Origin of the sequence: Streptomyces sp. NPDC048419 (genome assembly GCF_043200415.1) — a bacterium.
In the GTDB taxonomy this organism is placed as follows: Bacteria; Actinomycetota; Actinomycetes; order Streptomycetales; family Streptomycetaceae; genus Streptomyces.
In genome coordinates, this window is sequence record NZ_JBICXT010000007.1 from 236293 (window position 1) to 252851 (window position 16559).

At 70.9% G+C, this 16559-nt stretch carries 17 protein-coding genes; 10 read left to right on the top strand and 7 right to left on the bottom strand.

Annotation, left to right across the window (positions count from 1 at the left end; all coding sequences use genetic code 11):
• Positions 1-173: 173 nt before the first annotated feature.
• Positions 174-1538: an aspartate aminotransferase family protein gene (locus ACGFYN_RS17990; RefSeq protein WP_393866772.1), complete on the bottom strand. Its 1365-nt coding sequence runs from the start codon at positions 1536-1538 to the stop codon at positions 174-176.
• A 19-nt stretch (positions 1539-1557) separates the two neighbouring features.
• On the bottom strand, positions 1558-2073 hold the full coding sequence (locus ACGFYN_RS17995; RefSeq protein WP_393866773.1) for an Lrp/AsnC family transcriptional regulator: 516 nt from the start codon (positions 2071-2073) through the stop codon (positions 1558-1560).
• 168 nt (positions 2074-2241) lie between these two features.
• Between ACGFYN_RS17995 and ACGFYN_RS18000 the strand changes: the two genes are divergently transcribed.
• Complete coding sequence (locus ACGFYN_RS18000; RefSeq protein WP_393866774.1) at positions 2242-3690, top strand: gamma-aminobutyraldehyde dehydrogenase; 1449 nt, start codon at positions 2242-2244, stop codon at positions 3688-3690.
• Between the two features lie 83 nt (positions 3691-3773).
• Here ACGFYN_RS18000 and ACGFYN_RS18005 read toward each other — a convergent pair whose 3' ends face one another.
• Entirely contained in the window at positions 3774-4400 is a 627-nt protein-coding gene (locus ACGFYN_RS18005; RefSeq protein WP_393866775.1) for a hypothetical protein, read from the bottom strand.
• A 239-nt stretch (positions 4401-4639) separates the two neighbouring features.
• Between ACGFYN_RS18005 and ACGFYN_RS18010 the strand changes: the two genes are divergently transcribed.
• The gene (locus ACGFYN_RS18010) at positions 4640-5830 is read left to right on the top strand and encodes a spermidine/putrescine ABC transporter substrate-binding protein (RefSeq protein WP_393866776.1); all 1191 of its coding nucleotides are present in this window, start codon (positions 4640-4642) and stop codon (positions 5828-5830) included.
• Positions 5831-5943: 113 nt separating this feature from the next.
• Here the strand turns inward: ACGFYN_RS18010 and ACGFYN_RS18015 are convergent, their stop codons facing one another.
• Positions 5944-6606: a YceI family protein gene (locus ACGFYN_RS18015; RefSeq protein ID WP_393866777.1), complete on the bottom strand. Its 663-nt coding sequence runs from the start codon at positions 6604-6606 to the stop codon at positions 5944-5946.
• A 220-nt stretch (positions 6607-6826) separates the two neighbouring features.
• Between ACGFYN_RS18015 and ACGFYN_RS18020 the strand changes: the two genes are divergently transcribed.
• From ACGFYN_RS18020 to ACGFYN_RS18040, 5 genes are all read left to right on the top strand, one after another.
• Positions 6827-7213 (top strand): sortase-dependent protein, encoded by a 387-nt coding sequence (locus ACGFYN_RS18020; protein ID WP_393866778.1) that lies wholly within the window; start codon positions 6827-6829, stop codon positions 7211-7213.
• Complete coding sequence (locus tag ACGFYN_RS18025) at positions 7210-7830, top strand: class F sortase (RefSeq protein ID WP_393866779.1); 621 nt, start codon at positions 7210-7212, stop codon at positions 7828-7830. The genes ACGFYN_RS18020 and ACGFYN_RS18025 overlap by 4 nt, the downstream gene beginning before the upstream one ends.
• 93 nt (positions 7831-7923) lie before the next feature.
• On the top strand, positions 7924-8415 hold the full coding sequence (locus tag ACGFYN_RS18030) for an RNA polymerase sigma factor (RefSeq protein WP_393866846.1): 492 nt from the start codon (positions 7924-7926) through the stop codon (positions 8413-8415).
• The gene (locus tag ACGFYN_RS18035; protein WP_393866780.1) at positions 8399-8923 is read left to right on the top strand and encodes a hypothetical protein; all 525 of its coding nucleotides are present in this window, start codon (positions 8399-8401) and stop codon (positions 8921-8923) included. Before ACGFYN_RS18030 ends, ACGFYN_RS18035 begins: the two co-directional genes overlap by 17 nt.
• Positions 8924-8963: 40 nt before the next feature.
• Positions 8964-9485 (top strand): hypothetical protein, encoded by a 522-nt coding sequence (locus ACGFYN_RS18040; RefSeq protein ID WP_393866781.1) that lies wholly within the window; start codon positions 8964-8966, stop codon positions 9483-9485.
• On the opposite strand, the gene ACGFYN_RS18045 is transcribed toward ACGFYN_RS18040, so the two are convergent.
• Positions 9467-10162 (bottom strand): glycerophosphodiester phosphodiesterase, encoded by a 696-nt coding sequence (locus ACGFYN_RS18045; protein WP_393866782.1) that lies wholly within the window; start codon positions 10160-10162, stop codon positions 9467-9469. The two genes, ACGFYN_RS18040 and ACGFYN_RS18045, sit on opposite strands and share 19 nt — an antisense overlap.
• A 19-nt stretch (positions 10163-10181) precedes the next feature.
• A complete protein-coding gene (locus tag ACGFYN_RS18050) occupies positions 10182-11246 on the bottom strand; it encodes an adenosine deaminase (RefSeq protein ID WP_393866783.1) in 1065 nt (354 codons plus the stop codon).
• Positions 11247-11424: 178 nt separating this feature from the next.
• On the opposite strand from ACGFYN_RS18050, the gene ACGFYN_RS18055 reads away from it, so the two are divergent.
• On the top strand, positions 11425-12198 hold the full coding sequence (locus ACGFYN_RS18055) for a DUF4190 domain-containing protein (RefSeq protein ID WP_393866784.1): 774 nt from the start codon (positions 11425-11427) through the stop codon (positions 12196-12198).
• 742 nt (positions 12199-12940) lie between these two features.
• Here the strand turns inward: ACGFYN_RS18055 and ACGFYN_RS18060 are convergent.
• Positions 12941-13513 (bottom strand): NADAR family protein, encoded by a 573-nt coding sequence (locus ACGFYN_RS18060; RefSeq protein WP_393866785.1) that lies wholly within the window; start codon positions 13511-13513, stop codon positions 12941-12943.
• A 210-nt stretch (positions 13514-13723) separates the two neighbouring features.
• Between ACGFYN_RS18060 and ACGFYN_RS18065 the strand changes: the two genes are divergently transcribed.
• Positions 13724-15259, top strand: a complete 1536-nt coding sequence (locus tag ACGFYN_RS18065; RefSeq protein WP_393866786.1) for a gamma-aminobutyraldehyde dehydrogenase — start codon at positions 13724-13726, stop codon at positions 15257-15259.
• Between the two features lie 50 nt (positions 15260-15309).
• Positions 15310-16557, top strand: a complete 1248-nt coding sequence (locus tag ACGFYN_RS18070) for a PotD/PotF family extracellular solute-binding protein (RefSeq protein WP_393866787.1) — start codon at positions 15310-15312, stop codon at positions 16555-16557.
• The last annotated feature ends 2 nt before the right edge of the window (positions 16558-16559 follow it).

The following is a 16559-nucleotide window of genomic DNA, read 5'->3' on the forward strand; positions in this document are numbered from 1 at the left end:
ATCCGTAGTTCCCGTGCCTTTCCCCCAGGCGGGGGAACGAAGGCTGGGCCGATCGGTTACCAGGCACGCTAAGGAGCCGACGCCGCTGCGCCGGACAGCACGCGGCCCGGGGGCACCCTTCTCACTCTTACGGGTGCACCCCGGGCCGTATGACCGGGCGGAAGCGGCGGAGCCTAGAGCTTCGTCCACGCCTCCGTCAGCGTCGCGCGCAGGATCTGCTCGATCTCGTCGAAGGTCCCCTGGTCGGAGATCAGCGGCGGGGCGAGCTGGACGACCGGGTCGCCGCGGTCGTCGGCACGGCAGTACAGGCCGTTGTCGTAGAGCGCCTTGGAGAGGAAGCCGTACAGGACGCGCTCGGTCTCCTCGTCGTTGAAGGACTCCTTGGTGGTCTTGTCCTTGACCAGCTCGATGCCGTAGAAGAAGCCGTTGCCGCGGACGTCGCCGACGATCGGCAGGTCGTGCAGCTTCTCCAGGGTGGCGCGGAAGGCGCCCTCGTTGTCGAGGACGTGCTGGTTGAGGTTCTCGCGCTCGAACAGGTCGAGGTTGGCGAGGCCGACCGCCGCGGAGACCGGGTGGCCGCCGAAGGTGTAACCGTGCAGGAAGGTGTTGTCGCCCTTGTAGAACGGCTCGGCCAGGCGGTCGGAGATGATGCAGGCGCCGATCGGGGAGTAGCCCGAGGTCATGCCCTTGGCGCAGGTGATCATGTCCGGGACGTAGTCGAACTTGTCGCAGGCGAACATGGTGCCGAGGCGGCCGAAGGCGCAGATGACCTCGTCGGAGACGAGGAGCACGTCGTACTTGTCGCAGATCTCGCGGACCCGCTGGAAGTAGCCGGGCGGGGGCGGGAAGCACCCGCCCGCGTTCTGCACGGGCTCCAGGAAGACGGCGGCGACCGTGTCCGCGCCCTCGAAGAGGATCTCCTGCTCGATCTGGTCGGCGGCCCAGCGGCCGAAGGCCTCCGGGTCGTCACCGAAGAGCGGGGCGCGGTAGATGTTGGTGTTCGGGACCTTGTGCGCGCCGGGGACCAGCGGCTCGAAGGGGGCCTTCAGGCCCGGCAGGCCGGTGATGGACAGGGCGCCCTGCGGGGTGCCGTGGTAGGCGACCGCGCGGGAGATCACCTTGTACTTGGTCGGCTTGCCGGTGAGCTTGAAGTACTGCTTGGCGAGCTTCCAGGCGGTCTCCACCGCCTCACCGCCGCCGGTGGTGAAGAAGACCTTGTTCAGATCGCCCGGCGCGTGGTGCGCGAGGCGCTCGGCCAGCTCCACCGCCTTCGGGTGGGCGTAGGACCACACCGGGAAGAACGCCAGCTCCTGCGCCTGCTTGAAGGCGGCCTCGGCGAGCTCCACGCGCCCGTGACCGGCCTGGACCACGAACAGGCCCGCGAGACCGTCCAGGTAGCGCTTGCCCTTGTCGTCGTAGATGTAGGTGCCCTCGCCCCGGACGATGGTCGGGACCGGGGCGTTCTCGTACGAGGACATGCGGGTGAAGTGCATCCACAGGTGGTCGTACGCGGTCTGGCTGAGGTCCTTGGTGCTCACGGTTATCGGGTCCTCACGGTTATCGGGTTCCCCACATGTAGGTCTGCTTCTTGAGCTTCAGATAGACGAAGCTCTCGGTGGAGCGCACGCCGGGCAGTGCCCGGATGCGTTTGTTGATGACGTCCAGCAGGTGGTCGTCGTCCTCGCACACGATCTCGGCGAGGATGTCGAACGAGCCCGCGGTCATCACCACGTACTCGACCTCCGGCATGGTGGTCAGCGCGTCCGCCACCGGCTCCAGGTCGCCCTCGACGTTGACGCCCACCATCGCCTGCCTGCGGAAACCCACGGTGAGCGGGTCCGTGACGGCGACGATCTGCATCACACCCTGGTCGAGCAGCTTCTGGACGCGCTGGCGCACGGCGGCCTCGGAGAGGCCGACGGCCTTGCCGATCGCGGCGTACGGCCGGCGGCCGTCCTCCTGGAGCTGTTCGATGATGGCGAGGGAGACGGCATCCAGATGAGGAGTGCCGTTCCTGGGCTCGCGGGAGTCCCGCTGCTCTGCGCTTCGACTGGCCACGACCTCACTCTGCACGACGTCTCGACCGTTCCGCAAGGGCGGAGCGATGAAATTCGTTGTTTATGAGACTGAGACTTGCGGATTTCGCAGAATCAGCAGGAGTGGGGGTGTTGAAAACGTCGGTGTGCCGATTAGGGTGGGTGTCTCAGTCAATGGACAGTTCGACCTGACAGGAGGCCGGCAGTGAGCACCGAGCCGCGTGGGCTGCGCAAACTCCGTAACTACATCGCCGGTGAGTTCCGGGACGCCGCCGACGGACGGACCACCGAGGTGGTCAACCCCGCGACGGGCGAGGCGTACGCGACCGCGCCGCTGTCCCGCGAGGAGGACGTCGACGCCGCGATGGCGGCCGCCGCCGCGGCCTTCCCGGCCTGGCGCGACGCCACCCCCGCCGAGCGCCAGAAGGCTCTGCTGAAGATCGCGGACGCGTTCGAGGAGCGGGCCGAGGAACTCATCGCGGCCGAGGTGGAGAACACGGGCAAGCCGATCGGACTCACGCGGTCCGAGGAGATCCCGCCCATGGTCGACCAGATCCGCTTCTTCGCGGGCGCGGCCCGGATGCTGGAGGGGCGCTCGGCCGGTGAGTACATGGAGGGCCTGACCTCCATCGTCCGCCGCGAGCCGGTCGGCGTCTGTGCGCAGGTCGCGCCGTGGAACTACCCGATGATGATGGCCGTGTGGAAGTTCGCCCCGGCGCTCGCGGCGGGCAACACGGTCGTGCTGAAGCCGTCGGACACCACCCCGGCCTCCACCGTCCTGATCGCCGAGATCATCGGCTCGATCGTGCCCAAGGGAGTCTTCAACGTCGTCACCGGCGACCGCGACACCGGCCGCCTGATGGTCGAGCACCCGACCCCGGCGATGGCCTCCATCACCGGATCGGTGCGGGCCGGCATGTCGGTCGCCGAGTCCGCCTCCAGGGACCTCAAGCGCGTCCACCTGGAGCTCGGCGGCAAGGCGCCGGTCGTCGTCTTCGACGACACCGACATCGCCAAGGCCGTCGAGGACATCTCCGTGGCGGGCTTCTTCAACGCCGGCCAGGACTGCACGGCGGCCACCCGTGTCCTGGTCCAGGAGGGCATCCACGACGAGTTCGTCGCGGCGCTGGCGAAGGCCGCGTCCGAGACCAAGACCGGTCAGCCGGACGACGAGGACGTGCTGTTCGGCCCGCTCAACAACCCCAGCCAGCTCAAGCAGGTCTCCGGATTCATCGAGCGCCTGCCCGCCCACGCCAAGGTCGAGGCGGGCGGCCACCAGGTCGGCGACAAGGGCTACTTCTACGCCCCGACCGTCGTCTCCGGGCTGAAGCAGGACGACGAGATCATCCAGAAGGAGGTCTTCGGCCCGGTCATCACCGTCCAGTCCTTCACGGACGAGGACCAGGCGCTGGAGTGGGCCAACGGCGTCGAGTACGCCCTCGCCTCCTCGGTGTGGACCAAGGACCACGGCCGCGCGATGCGGATGTCGAAGAACCTCGACTTCGGCTGCGTGTGGATCAACACCCACATCCCGCTGGTCGCGGAGATGCCGCACGGCGGCTTCAAGAAGTCCGGCTACGGCAAGGACCTGTCGGCGTACGGCTTCGACGACTACACGCGGATCAAGCACGTGATGACGTCCCTGGACGCGTAGTTGCCGCGACGTGAGGAGCGGCCCCGGACGGGAGGTTCCGTCCGGGGCCGCTCCGTTCCCCCCTCCTGATTCCCCCTCGGCGGTCAGGCGCTCCGCGCGCTGGTCGTCAGTCCGGGCAGGCCGTCGTCGGAACCGCCCTTCTCCGTGTGCAGGGACGGCCGTTCCCCGCCGGGCTCTCCCGGCCTCCCGGGCCTGCCCGGCAGCGGAGGCAGGCCGGGGCCCGCCGGGAAGGTGACGCCGGCCTTCTTCATGATCGGGCCGCAGGCCTTCATGGCCTTCTTGCAGCTCCTGGACGTCGGGTCGAAGCCGCCGCGGATCTTCACCTGGAGCCGGACGTGTCCCTCGCCGTCCTTCGAGGCGTGGAAGTTGGGGAAGACCGACCGGCCCTGGTCGCGCATGCACGCGGCGAAGTCGTCGTTGGCGGAGTTGCCGTCTTCCGGGGCGCCGGCGGTGGGCCGGCAGGCGACGCCGAAGCCCGCGCCCTTCGGGGGCTTGCCGTGCCCCGCCTTGGTGAGTCCCGCCTCGTGTCCGGCCTTGGTGCGTCCCGCCTCGATGTGGACGGAGACGCCGGTCGCGAGGGCCGCCGGAGCCTTGGCGGGCGACGTGCCGGACGCCTGGGCGGCCGACGCGCCGACCGTGCCGAGTGCGGCGGCCGTCAGGGCGGCGATGCCGAGGGCGAGCCGCCCCGGCCTGGTCGCCAGAGCACGCACGGTTCCTCCTGCGGTGAGCGTTACACGGCCGGCCGACGGGCGGTCTGGTGGTGGAGGTGGTGCTGCCGCCGGCGGGGGCACCTGGGGGTGCGGGCCCTTCCCGGCTGCCGGTCGCGGTCTGGTCGCGAGCCGCGCTCGCCCGGCGCCGCCAGGCTGATCGACAGGGTGTCCGGCCTGCGTGGGCGCACTCGACGGTACGTCGATTGCCGGGGCGCGGACGGGGGCGGCATGCTGCGGCAATGCCCTTCTCAGCGAAGAACGCCGCCCTGTCCCGCCGGTCCCTGCTGCGCGCGCTGGGCGGGGGCGCGGTGCTCGGCGGCCTGGCCGGGTGCGGGGTGCCGGCCGCGTACGTGGGGCCCGGCGAGCGTGCCGTGGGGGATCTGTCGGCCAGTGACAAGCGGCTGACCTGGGCGAACTGGCCGCTGTACATCGACACCGACGACGACAACCCCAACCGGCGGCCCACCCTGGAGGCCTTCGAGAAGCGCACCGGGATCTCCGTGAAGTACACCGAGGAGATCAACGACAACGACGAGTTCTTCGGCAAGATCAGCCCCGCCCTGATGAACCACCAGCAGACCGGCCGCGACCTGATCGTCATGAGCGACTGGATGTGCGCGAGGTTCGTACGGCTGGGCTGGGTCCAGGAGATGGACCGGGCGAAGCAGCCGAACGTGGCCGAGAACCTCGACCCGCTGCTGCGTTCGCCCGCCTTCGACCCCGGCCGCAGGTACTCCGTGCCGTGGCAGTCCGGCATCACCGGCATCGCCTACGACCGCCGCAGGCTGGGCCGGGAGATCCGGCACGTCTCCGAACTGTGGGCGGACGACCTCAAGGGCCGCGTGACCCTGCTGTCCGGCCTGGACGAGGCGTTCGCGCTGCTGATGCAGGGCAACGGCGTCGACATCACCAAGTGGACCGCGGACGACTTCCACAAGGTCTGCGACCAGGTGGAGAAGTACGTCGCCCAGGGCCGGATCCGCCGCTTCACCGGCAACGACTACACCAAGGACCTGGTCAGTGGAGACGTCCTGGCCTGCCAGGCGTACTCCGGTGACGTCATCCAGCTCCAGGCGGACAACCCGCACATCCGCTTCGTCGTACCCGAGGAGGGCGCGGAGCTGTGGTCGGACTCCCTGATGATCCCGGACCGCGCGCAGCACAAGCGGAACGCCGAGCGCCTGGTCGACTACTACTACGCCCCCGAGGTCGCCGCCGACCTCGCCGCCTGGGTCAACTACGTCTGCCCGGTCCCGGCCGCCCGGCACGTCCTCGCCGACGCCAAGGACAAGGACACCGCGGCCCTCGCCGAGAACCCGCTGATCTTCCCGGACTCGCAGATGCGCAAGCGGCTCGTGATCGCGCGGGACATCACCTCCCAGGAGCGCGTGGAGTTCGCGAAGCGGTGGAACAAGATCGTGGGGCTCTGAGCGTGGGTTGTGATCGCGCGGTCGTAGGGGGGCAGCCGTCGCGCGCGAGCAGGCCGCGCCGACCGGCCCGGCCGCCGTAGGAGGAGGCCGAGCGGGTCCACGAGGCGGACCGGTCAGACGGCGTCCGCGCGGATGGCGGCGATGTCGAACTGGAGGCGCACCTTCTCGCTCACCATGGCGCCGCCCTCCGCCAGCTTCTGGCTGTAGGTCAGGCCCCATTCGGTGCGGTTGATGGTGGTGGTGCCGTCGAATCCCGCCCGCTGCATGCCGAACGGGTCGGTGACGTGCCCGATGTAGGTGAGGTCCAGGTCGACGGGCCGGGTGGTGCGCTTGATGGTGAGGTCGCCGGTCATGCGGTAGACGTCGCTGCCCAGCAGTTGCACCGTCGTACTGACGAAACGCATCTGGGGGTAGTTCCTGGCGTCCAGGAAGTCGCGGCCCACCAGATGGGCGTCGCGTTGTTCGACACCGGTGTCGACCGATCCGGTGGACATGACGATCTCGGCGCGGGAACGGGACGGATCGCCGCCGTCGAAATGGAGCCGGCTCTCGTACTCCGTGAACGCCCCGCGGACGGTCGTCACCATGGCGTGGCGCACGGAGAAGCCGATACGGCTGTGCGCCGGGTCGATGATCCACTCACCGGTCAACCCCGCGAGGGCGGGGTCCGGCATTCCGGCTCTTGGGGGGAAAGTCGGTGGTTCCGGGGCAAGTTGGGGCGCGGGTGCGGGGGGAGCCGGGCGGCGCAGGGACGCAGCTCGGGTGAACAGGTTCATGATTCACGTACCTACGTCATGGCGCTGACCGCCGCAAGGCACCTTCAAGACCCGCGCACACGGTCGTCACCAAATAGCCCCGCCGCAGCCGCCGAGGCGGCCGTCCCGGCGACTTTGCCCGCTCTTTACAACCCGTTCCGGGGCCGCCTCGTCTCTTCGCTCGATCAGTCACACAGCCCGGCGGTCGACCACCGTGCGGGCCGACGAAAGAGAGCGACTCATGCGCCGAACGGGCCTCAGTGCCATGGCACTTGCGTGCACCGCCGTCCTGGCGGGCGCGGTGCCCGCCTTCGCCGACGGGGCGAGTGCGACCCCGAGCCCGGCCCGGAGTGCCGCCCCCAGCGCCACCCGTGCCCCCAGCCCCGCCCCCACCTCCGACCGGGCGAGCACCGCCCCGAGTGCCGTCCCGAGCGCCGCCCCGACCCGGGCGCCGTCGTCCGGTCAGGTCCGCGTCGTGCCGAGCGGTGCGCCCGACACCGGTGTGGCGCCGACGAGTTCGGACTCCACCGGCTCGGGCGCGCTGATCGGCGGCGGCGCCGCCGCGGCCGTCGTCCTCGGCGGCGGCGCGGTCTTCCTCGTGCGCCGCCGGCAGGCGAACGGGGCATGAGCCCGTTCTCCAGGTCCGCCCTCGCCGCCGTGGCGCTCGCCGCGCTGCTCGTGGGCTGCGGCGGCCCAGGCGCCACGGCCGGCAGCAGCGCGAACGGGAGCCGGCCGAGCACACCGTCCTCCTCCGCGCCGCCCGCAGCCAGGTCGGTGTCGGCGGTGGGGCGATCGGTCCCGGTCAGGCTCCGGATACCGGCCATCGGGGTCGACACCCCGGTCATGAAGCTGGGCCTGGCCGCGGACGGCACCGTGCAGGTGCCGCCGATCACGGCGCACGACCGGGCGGGCTGGTACGAGCACTCCCCGACGCCGGGACAGACCGGTCCGTCGGTGATCCTCGGCCATGTCACGGTCGGCGCCTACGGGGACGGCGTCTTCCGTCACCTGAAGGACCTGCACCGGGGCGGGCGGATCGTGGCGCGCCTGGAGAACGGCACGGCTGCGGAGTTCACCGTGACCGCGGTACGGACGGTGGCGAAGGACCACTTTCCGTCGGACGAGGTCTACGGGAACGTGGACCGGCCGGAGCTGCGGCTCATCACCTGCGGCGGCGCGCGGACCGGTGACGGCTACCGGGACAACGTGATCGTCTTCGCGGAGCTGAGCTCCACGACCCGCTGAACGACCACCCGGGCCGATGGAACGTACGCCGTCGGTCCGGGCTCTTCCCAGGAGCCCACGAGACCTACGAGCCCCCCACAACCCTGGAGAATGTTGAAACGGTCCCGCGAGAAGGCCGCGTCCGAGCTGTTCGCCGCCCTCTACCCGCGTCTCGCCGGCTGGGTGCGCCGGCTGGTCGACGACGACGAGACGGCTCACGAGATCGCCTCGGAGGCGTTCACCCGGCTCTGGGCCCGCTGGACGGCGGTGGCCGAGCCGCGCGGTTTCCTCTACGTCACCGCGGCCAACCTCGTCCGGGACCACTGGCGCAAACTGGAGCGCGAACGCAGAGCCGTGCGGAGGGCGACCACGGAGGCCGCGGTGACCCCGCCCCCCGAACAGGCCGACCCCTCGGTGCGGTTGCTCGTGCAGTCCCTCCCGGAACGGCTGCGCGTCCCGATCCTCCTGCACTACTACGCCGACATGCCCATCCGGGAGGTGTCCGTGCTCACCGGACGCAAGGAAGGAACCGTCAAGGCCGACCTCCACACGGCCCGCGAACTGCTCCGTGCCCACCTGAGGAGAAGCCTTGATCACACACCCTGACGAGGGCCCGGACCACGACCCCGACGACCCGCTCACCGTTATCCTGCGGCCCCCGGGCGAGTACCTCGGCGCGCCCCCGGGCCGCTACGAGGCGGTCCGCCGCGGCGCGTTCCGCCGCCGTCTGCTGCGCGCCGCCGCGGGCGCGGCCGTGACCTGCGGTGTGGCCGCCCTGGTGATCCTGCCGCTGCGGCTGACCGGCTCCGACGGCGCCGGCACCCCGGCGGTGCCGCTCGCCCCGCCGCCGGCGAGCAGCCCGTCGGCGCCGCCGCACCGGTCGGCGTCGCCCGCTCCGGAGAGCCCGCACCCGACCCAGGACGCCCGGACCACCGCGCCGACCGCCGTACCCACCATGCGTCCGAGCGCCACGCCCACCGCCCGTCCGTCCGCGAACGATCGCGTCGACCCGTCCGCCTCCACCGCGCAGACCGTCACCCGGGCCCCGTCGGGGGCGCCGTCCGCGGCCCGGACCCCCACCGGTGCGACGCCGTCCGCCACCACCCGGCGGTAAGTGTTTTGAACATGTTCAATTCCAGGCGTACGCTGTCGCCATGAGCGACAGAGCCGCCCTGCTGAAGGGCATCCGCGCCTGGTTGGTCCTCTTCGTCGTCTGCCTGGTGCTCAGCGGCGCCACGGCCTTCCCGCTCGTCCACGAACTGCGCTGGACCGAGGACCTGTTGCGGTCCCTGTCCGTGCCGGAGCACCTCCCGGCCCTGATGGACTGGATCGTGCGCGTCCGGCGCGGCGTCGACACCGCCGACGCCGATCAGCCCTTCCTGCTCTACGGCACGGACTGGCTGGCCTTCGCCCACCTCGTCATCGCGGTCGCCTTCTACGGTCCCTACCGCGACCCCGTACGCAACATCTGGGTCGTCGAGTTCGCCATGATCGCCTGCGCCGGGATCATCCCGCTCGCCCTGATCTGCGGACCGATCCGGGACATCCCCCTGTGGTGGTCGGTGCTCGACATGTCGTTCGGGGTCTTCGGGGTGATCCCGCTGTACGTCGTCCGCAGGAAGATCAAGCGGCTGGAGGGGCTCGGCCCGGCGGTACCTCAGCTCTCGATGGCGTAGTCCCGCAGCGCGCAGAGCACGTCGACGCGGTTCGTCGTGATCGCGTCGACGCCGACGTCGATCAGCCGGAGCATGGAGCGCCGGGTGTCGGGGGTCCAGACGGACAGGAGGTAGCCGTCGCGGTGAACCCGGGCGGCGAGGCCCCGGTCGACCAGTGAGAACCGGTAGTTGAGCCAGCGGGGGCGCACCGCCGCCAGCAGCGCCGGCCGCGGCGGGGCCAGCGTCGTCCAGGTCAGCGCGATCTCGGCTGACGGGTCGGCCGCCCGGACGGCGAGCATGGCGTGGGCGTCGGCGCAGTAGTACACGCGGTCCTGCGCTCCGGCCTCGCGCACGGCGTCCACGATCCGGCGGGCCGTCCGCACCTCGTGCGTCCCGGGCAGGTCGAGCATGATCCGGCTGCCGCCGGCCGCGGCGAGCGCCTCGGCCAGGGTCGGCACGCCACCGCCCGTGAGGCCGCGCAACTCGTCCGCGGACAGCGCGGCGAGGGGCCGCTCGTGCTCCCACAACCGTTTCAGCGTCCGGTCGTGCAGGAGCGCGGGGACGCCGTCCTTGGTCAGCCGTACGTCGACCTCGACGGCGTCCGCGCCCTGGGCGAGCGCGGAACGCAGCGAGTCGATCGTGTTCTCGCGGACCCGGTAGGGGTCGCCGCGGTGAGCCACGGCGGTCACGTTCTGCATGGCCCCATTGTGGTGGGCGTCAGGGCGCGAGCCACGCCGAGGTGTAGGCGTCGATCTCCTCCCGGATCCGGGCCTTGCCCGGCTCGTCCAGGAAGGAGACGTCGACCGCGGTCTTCGCGAGCTCCGCCAGGCCCCGCTCGTGCAGGTTCAGCAGCCGGGCGGCGACCGCGTACTCGGTGTTGAGGTCGGTGCCGAACATCGGCGGGTCGTCGGAGTTGACCGTGATGACTATCCCGGCCTGCGCGAACTCCTTGATCGGGTGCTCCTGGAGGGTGCGGACCGCGCGCGTGGCGATGTTGGAGGTCGGGCAGACCTCCAGCGGGATGCGGTGCTCGGCGAGGTGCGCGAGGAGCTTCGGGTCCTGGAAGGAGTTGGTGCCGTGCCCGATGCGCTCGGCCTGGAGGTGGGTGAGCGCGTCCCACACCGTCTCCGGCCCCGTGGTCTCGCCGGCGTGCGGCACCGAGTGCAGCCCGGCGGCGACGGCACGGTCGAAGTACGGCTTGAACTGCGGCCGCGGTACGCCCACTTCGGGCCCGCCGAGCCCGAACGACACCAGCCCCTCCGGCCGCAGCCGGTCGTCGGTGGCGAGCCGCGTCGTCTCCTCGGCGGCCTCCAGGCCGGCCTCGCCGGGGATGTCGAAGCACCAGCGCAGCACGGTCCCGAACTCGGCCTCGGCCGCCTTGCGGGCGTCCTCGATGGCGTCCATGAAGGCGCGCTCGTCGATGTTGCGGCGGGTCGAGGACCACGGCGTGATGGTCAGCTCGGCGTAGCGCACCTGCTGCCGCGCCAGATCGCGGGCGATCTCGTACGTCAGCAGCCGCACGTCCTCCGGCGTGCGGATCAGGTCGACGACGGACAGGTACACGTCGATGAAGTGGGCGAAGTCCGTGAACGTGAAGTAGTCGACCAGGGCCTCGGGGTCGGAGGGCACCTTGGAGTCGGGGTGGCGTGCGGCGAGCTCGGAGACGATCCGGGGGGACGCGGAGCCGACGTGGTGGACGTGCAGCTCGGCCTTGGGCAGTCCGGTGATGAAGGCGTGCAGGTCGCGCAGCGGTGCGGCGGACGCGTCGAGGTGCTCGGTCAAGGGTTCCTCCCCGAAAGCGGCGCCCCGTGGCGGGTTCGGCCGGGCGGGACGCGGGTGATCGGCTGATCGGTGACTCGGGGATCATCGTAGGCCGGGGGGTCCGGCTCACGGGGCCCGCTCCACGGCGCGGGGTACGGGCCGTAGCATGACCTGACGTTCGACAGAGGGGATCCCGCGCATGTCCGACGACGCGCAGACGCCGGCCGCCCGCGACCCGTGGGCCGCGCCGTCGGAGGCCGACTCGCGTGACGCGGCTCCGAAGGTCCCCCTGGGCAAGCAGGACGGCTCCGCACCGGAGCCGAACCTCTGGGCCCCGCCGGCGAACGACGGACAGCCGGGTCCGGGGTACACGATCGCCGGGACCGACGTGCCGGCGGCGGCACCGGGGAGCGGTCCGGCCGGCCCGGCGCACCCTTCGGTCCACGACCAGCAGACGGTCACGTCCATGCCCGGCGTCGGCGACACGGCACCGCCCTCCCAGCCCTGGGCCAACCCGTTCACCCCGCCGGCCGCCACGCCTCCGGCGGGCCCCTACGGCCCTCCCGCCCACCACCACGGCGAGCCGGTTCCCCCGCCCCCGATAGCCCCCGAGGGCCCCGGCCAGGTCCCCTACGGCTACGGCTATCCGCAGCAGTCCGGCTACGGCGCCCCCGGCCCGCAGTCCTCCGGCCTGCCCGGCTACTACGGCTGGCCCGGCCTGGCGGCCGTCCCCAGCAACGGCATGGGCACCGCCGCCCTGGTGATCGGCATCATCGCGGTCGTGGTGTTCTGCCTGTGGCCGATAGCCATCCTGCTGGGCGTGCTCGCGGTGATCTTCGGCTCGATCGGCCGCGCCAAGGCCCGCCGGGGCGAGGCCACCAACGCGGGCCAGTCCCTGGCGGGCATCATCTGCGGCGCCGTGGGCATCGTCCTCGGCCTGGTCATGATCGCGGTCCTGATCGCCAACCCCTGACACCGCGCTCCGCGCTTCCGGCGCCCGGACGGCGCTCCCCTCTTCCGGCGACCGGGCCGTGTTCCCTGCTTCCGGCAACCGGACCGCGCTCCCTGCTTCCGGCAACCGGATTCCGTTCCCCGCTTCCGGTGACCGGACCGCGCTCCCGCTTCTGGCGACCGAACCGCGTTCCCCTTTTCCGGTGACCGGGCCGCCTCCTTCTGGCGAACGGAGCGCGCCCCGGCTTGCCACTCCTCCCCGCGCGAGTCCCCGCGCCTGCGTCAGCGCGAATCTCGGATTGCCGACCTCTGACGGCTGCCGGAGCGCGCTCCATCTACCGGCGACCGGGCCGCGTTCCCCCCTTACGGCGAAGGGACCGCGTCCCGGCCTGCCAGCCCCCCTGCGCGACCGCCCCCCGCGCCTGCATCAGCGCGAATCCCAGATCGCCGACCCCTGACGGCTGCCGGAGCGCGCTCCATCTACCGGCGACCGGACCGCGTTCCCCCTTACGGCGAAGGGGCCGCGTCCCGGCCTGCCGGCCCTCCCTGCGCGACCGCCCCCCGCGCCTGCATCAGCGCGAATCCCAGATCGCCGACCCCTCACGGCTGCCGGACCCCGCTCCACCCCTCCCGGCGGCCGGACCGCCCGCTCCACCCCTTCCGGCGGCCGGGCCGCCCTCTCCTTACCCGGCACCGGACCGTGCCCCCTCTACAGGCGACCGGACCGCCCTCCCCCTACCCGGGACCGAACCGCCCCCGCCCCCTCACCCCTCCCCGCGCAACCGCCCCCGCGTCTCCATCAGTGCGAATCCCAGCAGGTTCGGGCCGCGCCACCGCTCCGGGTCCATCGCCGCGTCGTCGTCCGCCGCGAGGCCGATGCCCCATACCCGGTCCACCGGGCTCGCCTCGACCAGCACCCGATCGCCCGTGCCCAGCAGGAACTCCCGCAGATCCGCGTGGGCGTTGAACTTGTGGACGCTGCCCTCCACGACGATTGCGTACCGCTCGCGCTCCCATATGCGCTCGTCGAAGCCGCGCACCAGGCGTCCCGCCTTCTTGGCGAGGGAGGGGTGCTCCGCGACCAGCGCCCGGCGCTCCGCCTCCGCGTCGCCGAAGAGACGGGCCTTGGCCGCCATCATCCAGTGCTCGGCGGTCCCGTACGTCACTCCGGCCACGGTGAACGGCGAGGGCCACCACTGACTCAGGCAACTCGGGCCCACCTGTCCGTCGGCCCGCGCCCGGTGACCCCAGAAGTGCAGATACTTGATCCGAGTCCCGGTGTGGACCTGCCTGACCAGGGCCTCCCGGGAGTCGATCTTCCCCGTGATCCTTTCCATGCATGCGAGTCTGGCAGGCACCACTGACACTCCGTCCCCCCTTTTCCGTGCTCACTCGACACCTGGTCGACAGATTCCGTCGCGTAACCGAAAGGCAACAACGGAATCCCTTGTAGGACCGCTATTGCTCTGTCAGGATCGGCACTCAAATCGAGCTGGAGCTACGCCACCCGCCCCCCGATCCGCGGGGCGACGGCGGAGGAGAGCGACATGCACAACCCGGGCAGTCACACCCCGGAACGATTCCCGGCGCAGGACCGCTTCTCGGACGGTGCGCAGTTCATCGCGGGCCGCCTGACGAAGGGGACCTCCGGCCGTACGCACGCGGTCGTCGATCCGGCGACCGGCGAGGAGGTGTACACCTACGAGCTGGCAGGACCCGACGACGTCGACGCGGCCGTGGCCGCCGCCCGCGCGGCCTTCCCCGGCTGGTCCGGCGCCACTCCCGGCGAGCGCTCGGACGCGCTGCACCGTTTCGCCGCCGTGCTCGCCGACCGTGCCGAGGACTTCGCCCGCGCGGAGTCCCTCCAGTGCGGCAAGCCGCTGAAGCTGACGCGCGAGTTCGACGTCCCCGGCACCATCGACAACATCGCCTTCTTCGCCGGCGCCGCCCGGCACCTGCAGGGGCAGTCGGCCGGGGAGTACTCCGGCGACCACACCTCGTACGTGCGCCGTGAGCCCATCGGCGTCGTCGGGTCGATCGCCCCCTGGAACTACCCCCTCCAGATGGCCGCCTGGAAGATCCTCCCGGCGATCGCGGCGGGCAACACCATCGTGCTCAAGCCGGCGGAGCTCACGCCGCTCACCTCGCTGATGTTCGCCCAGGCCGCGACCGACGCCGGGATTCCGGACGGTGTCGTCAACGTCGTCACCGGCACCGGCAAGGAGGCCGGCGAGCACCTCGTGGGCCACCCCGACGTCGTCATGACGTCCTTCACCGGCTCCACCGCCGTCGGCATGCGTGTCGCCGAGATCGCCACCGCGACCGTCAAGCGCATCCACCTGGAGCTCGGCGGCAAGGCCCCCTTCGTCGTCTTCGACGACGCGGACCTCGACGCCGCCGTCAACGGCGCCGTCGCCGGTGCGCTCATCAACACCGGCCAGGACTGCACGGCCGCCACGCGCGCGTACGTGCAGCGTCCCCTCTACGAAGCGTTCGTGGAGCGGACGGCCGCCCTCATGGAGTCCGTCCGGCTCGGGGATCCCTTCGCCCCCGGTACCGACCTCGGCCCGCTGATCTCACACGTCCAGCGCGACCGTGTCGCGGGCTTCGTCGAGCGGGCGCGCTCCTACGCGCGCGTGGTGACCGGCGGCGAGGCTCCCGGGGGAGACCTCGAGAAGGGCGCGTACTTCCGCCCCACCCTGGTCGCGGACGCCGCCCAGGACAGCGAGATCGTCCAGTCCGAGATCTTCGGCCCGGTACTGGTGGTTCTGCCGTTCGACAGCGACGACGATGGAATCAGGCTCGCCAACGACACCCCGTACGGACTCGCCGCCTCCGCCTGGAGCCGCGACGTCTACCGGACGAACCGCGCCACCCGCGAGATCAAGGCGGGCTGCGTGTGGGTCAACGATCACATCCCGATCATCAGCGAGATGCCGCACGGCGGCTACAAGGCGTCCGGCTTCGGCAAGGACATGTCGACGTACTCCTTCGAGGAGTACACCCAGATCAAGCACGTCATGTTCGACAACACGGCGGTGGCCAGGAAGGACTGGCACCGCACGATCTTCGGGGACCGATAGCAGAACAGGCCGCCCGACCGCGGCCGCACTCCCGAAAGGGCAGCACGCGCATGGAGCAGTACGAGCCCGACCGCCTGTCACCGGCCGTGGCGGCCGCCGTGCGGCGCAGTTACCGCAACGGACGCGCCGCGATGACCCGCCGTTCGCTGCTGCGCGCCTCCGCGGGCGGCGCGCTCGCCGCCGGCGGCATGATGGCGCTCAGCAGTTGCGGCATCCCCGCAGCGGGCAAGACGGAAGGCGGCCAGTCGGCCGACGACCACTCGGCCAAGGAGAAGGAGATCAACTTCTCCAACTGGCCCGAGTACATCGACGTGGACGACAGCGGCAAGCACCATCCGACGCTGGACACGTTCCGCAAGCGGACCGGCATCACGGTCAAGTACACCGAGGACATCAACGACAACGACGAGTTCTTCGGCAAGATCCAGCCGCAGCTCGCCGCGGGCCAGGACACCGGCCGCGACCTCATCGTGCTCACCGACTGGCTGGCCGCGCGCATGGTCCGCCTCGGCTATGTGCAGAAACTGGACACGTCCAACCTGCCGCACGCCTACGCCAACCTCTCGGACCAGTTCCGCAGCCCGGACTGGGACCCGGGCCGCGCCTACTCGTACGTGTGGCAGGGCATCTCGACCGTCGTCGCCTTCAACAAGAAGGCGCTGAACGGCGTCGAGGTGAAGTCGGTCTCCGACCTGCTCGACAACCCCAAGCTCAAGGGCCGGGTCGGCCTGCTCACCGAGATGCGCGACACGGTCGGCATGACCATGCTCGACATGGGCATGGACCCGGCGAAGTTCACCGACGACGACTACGACAAGGTGATCGCCCGGATCCAGAAGGCCGTCGACAAGGGACAGATCCGCCGCTTCACCGGCAACGACTACACCTCGGACCTCAGCAAGGGCGACCTGGCCGCCTGTATCGCCTGGGGCGGCGACATCGTCCAGCTCCAGGCGGACAGCGCGAACGTCGGCTACATCATCCCCGACAGCGGCTACATGACGTCGACCGACAACCTGATGATCCCGAACAAGGCGCGCCACAAGACCAACGCCGAGCGGCTCATCGACTTCTACTACGAGCCGCAGCCGGCCGCCGAACTCTCCGCCTACGTGAACTACGTGAGTCCCGTCGCGGACGTGAAGCCGTACCTCGCCAAGATCGACAAGTCGGCGGCGGAGAACCCGCTGATCCTTCCCGACAAGGCCATGCAGGCGAAGTCTGTCGCCTTCCGCGCGCTGACCTCGAAGGAAGAGACGGCCTACCAGCAGAAGTTCGCGAAGCTCACAGGGGCGTGACG

Bases quoted from the DNA above. Each gene is read 5' to 3' on its own strand.
- ACGFYN_RS18045 (WP_393866782.1), bottom strand. From the start codon at position 10,162: ATGCAGAACGTGACCGCCGTGGCTCACCGCGGCGACCCCTACCGGGTC.
- ACGFYN_RS18025 (WP_393866779.1), top strand. From the start codon at position 7,210: ATGAGCCCGTTCTCCAGGTCCGCCCTCGCCGCCGTGGCGCTCGCCGCG.
- ACGFYN_RS18055 (WP_393866784.1), top strand. From the start codon at position 11,425: ATGTCCGACGACGCGCAGACGCCGGCCGCCCGCGACCCGTGGGCCGCG.
- ACGFYN_RS18070 (WP_393866787.1), top strand. From the start codon at position 15,310: ATGGAGCAGTACGAGCCCGACCGCCTGTCACCGGCCGTGGCGGCCGCC.
- ACGFYN_RS18065 (WP_393866786.1), top strand. From the start codon at position 13,724: ATGCACAACCCGGGCAGTCACACCCCGGAACGATTCCCGGCGCAGGAC.
- ACGFYN_RS18020 (WP_393866778.1), top strand. From the start codon at position 6,827: ATGCGCCGAACGGGCCTCAGTGCCATGGCACTTGCGTGCACCGCCGTC.
- ACGFYN_RS18010 (WP_393866776.1), top strand. From the start codon at position 4,640: ATGCCCTTCTCAGCGAAGAACGCCGCCCTGTCCCGCCGGTCCCTGCTG.
- ACGFYN_RS18060 (WP_393866785.1), bottom strand. From the start codon at position 13,513: ATGGAAAGGATCACGGGGAAGATCGACTCCCGGGAGGCCCTGGTCAGG.
- ACGFYN_RS18015 (WP_393866777.1), bottom strand. From the start codon at position 6,606: ATGAACCTGTTCACCCGAGCTGCGTCCCTGCGCCGCCCGGCTCCCCCC.
- ACGFYN_RS18040 (WP_393866781.1), top strand. From the start codon at position 8,964: ATGAGCGACAGAGCCGCCCTGCTGAAGGGCATCCGCGCCTGGTTGGTC.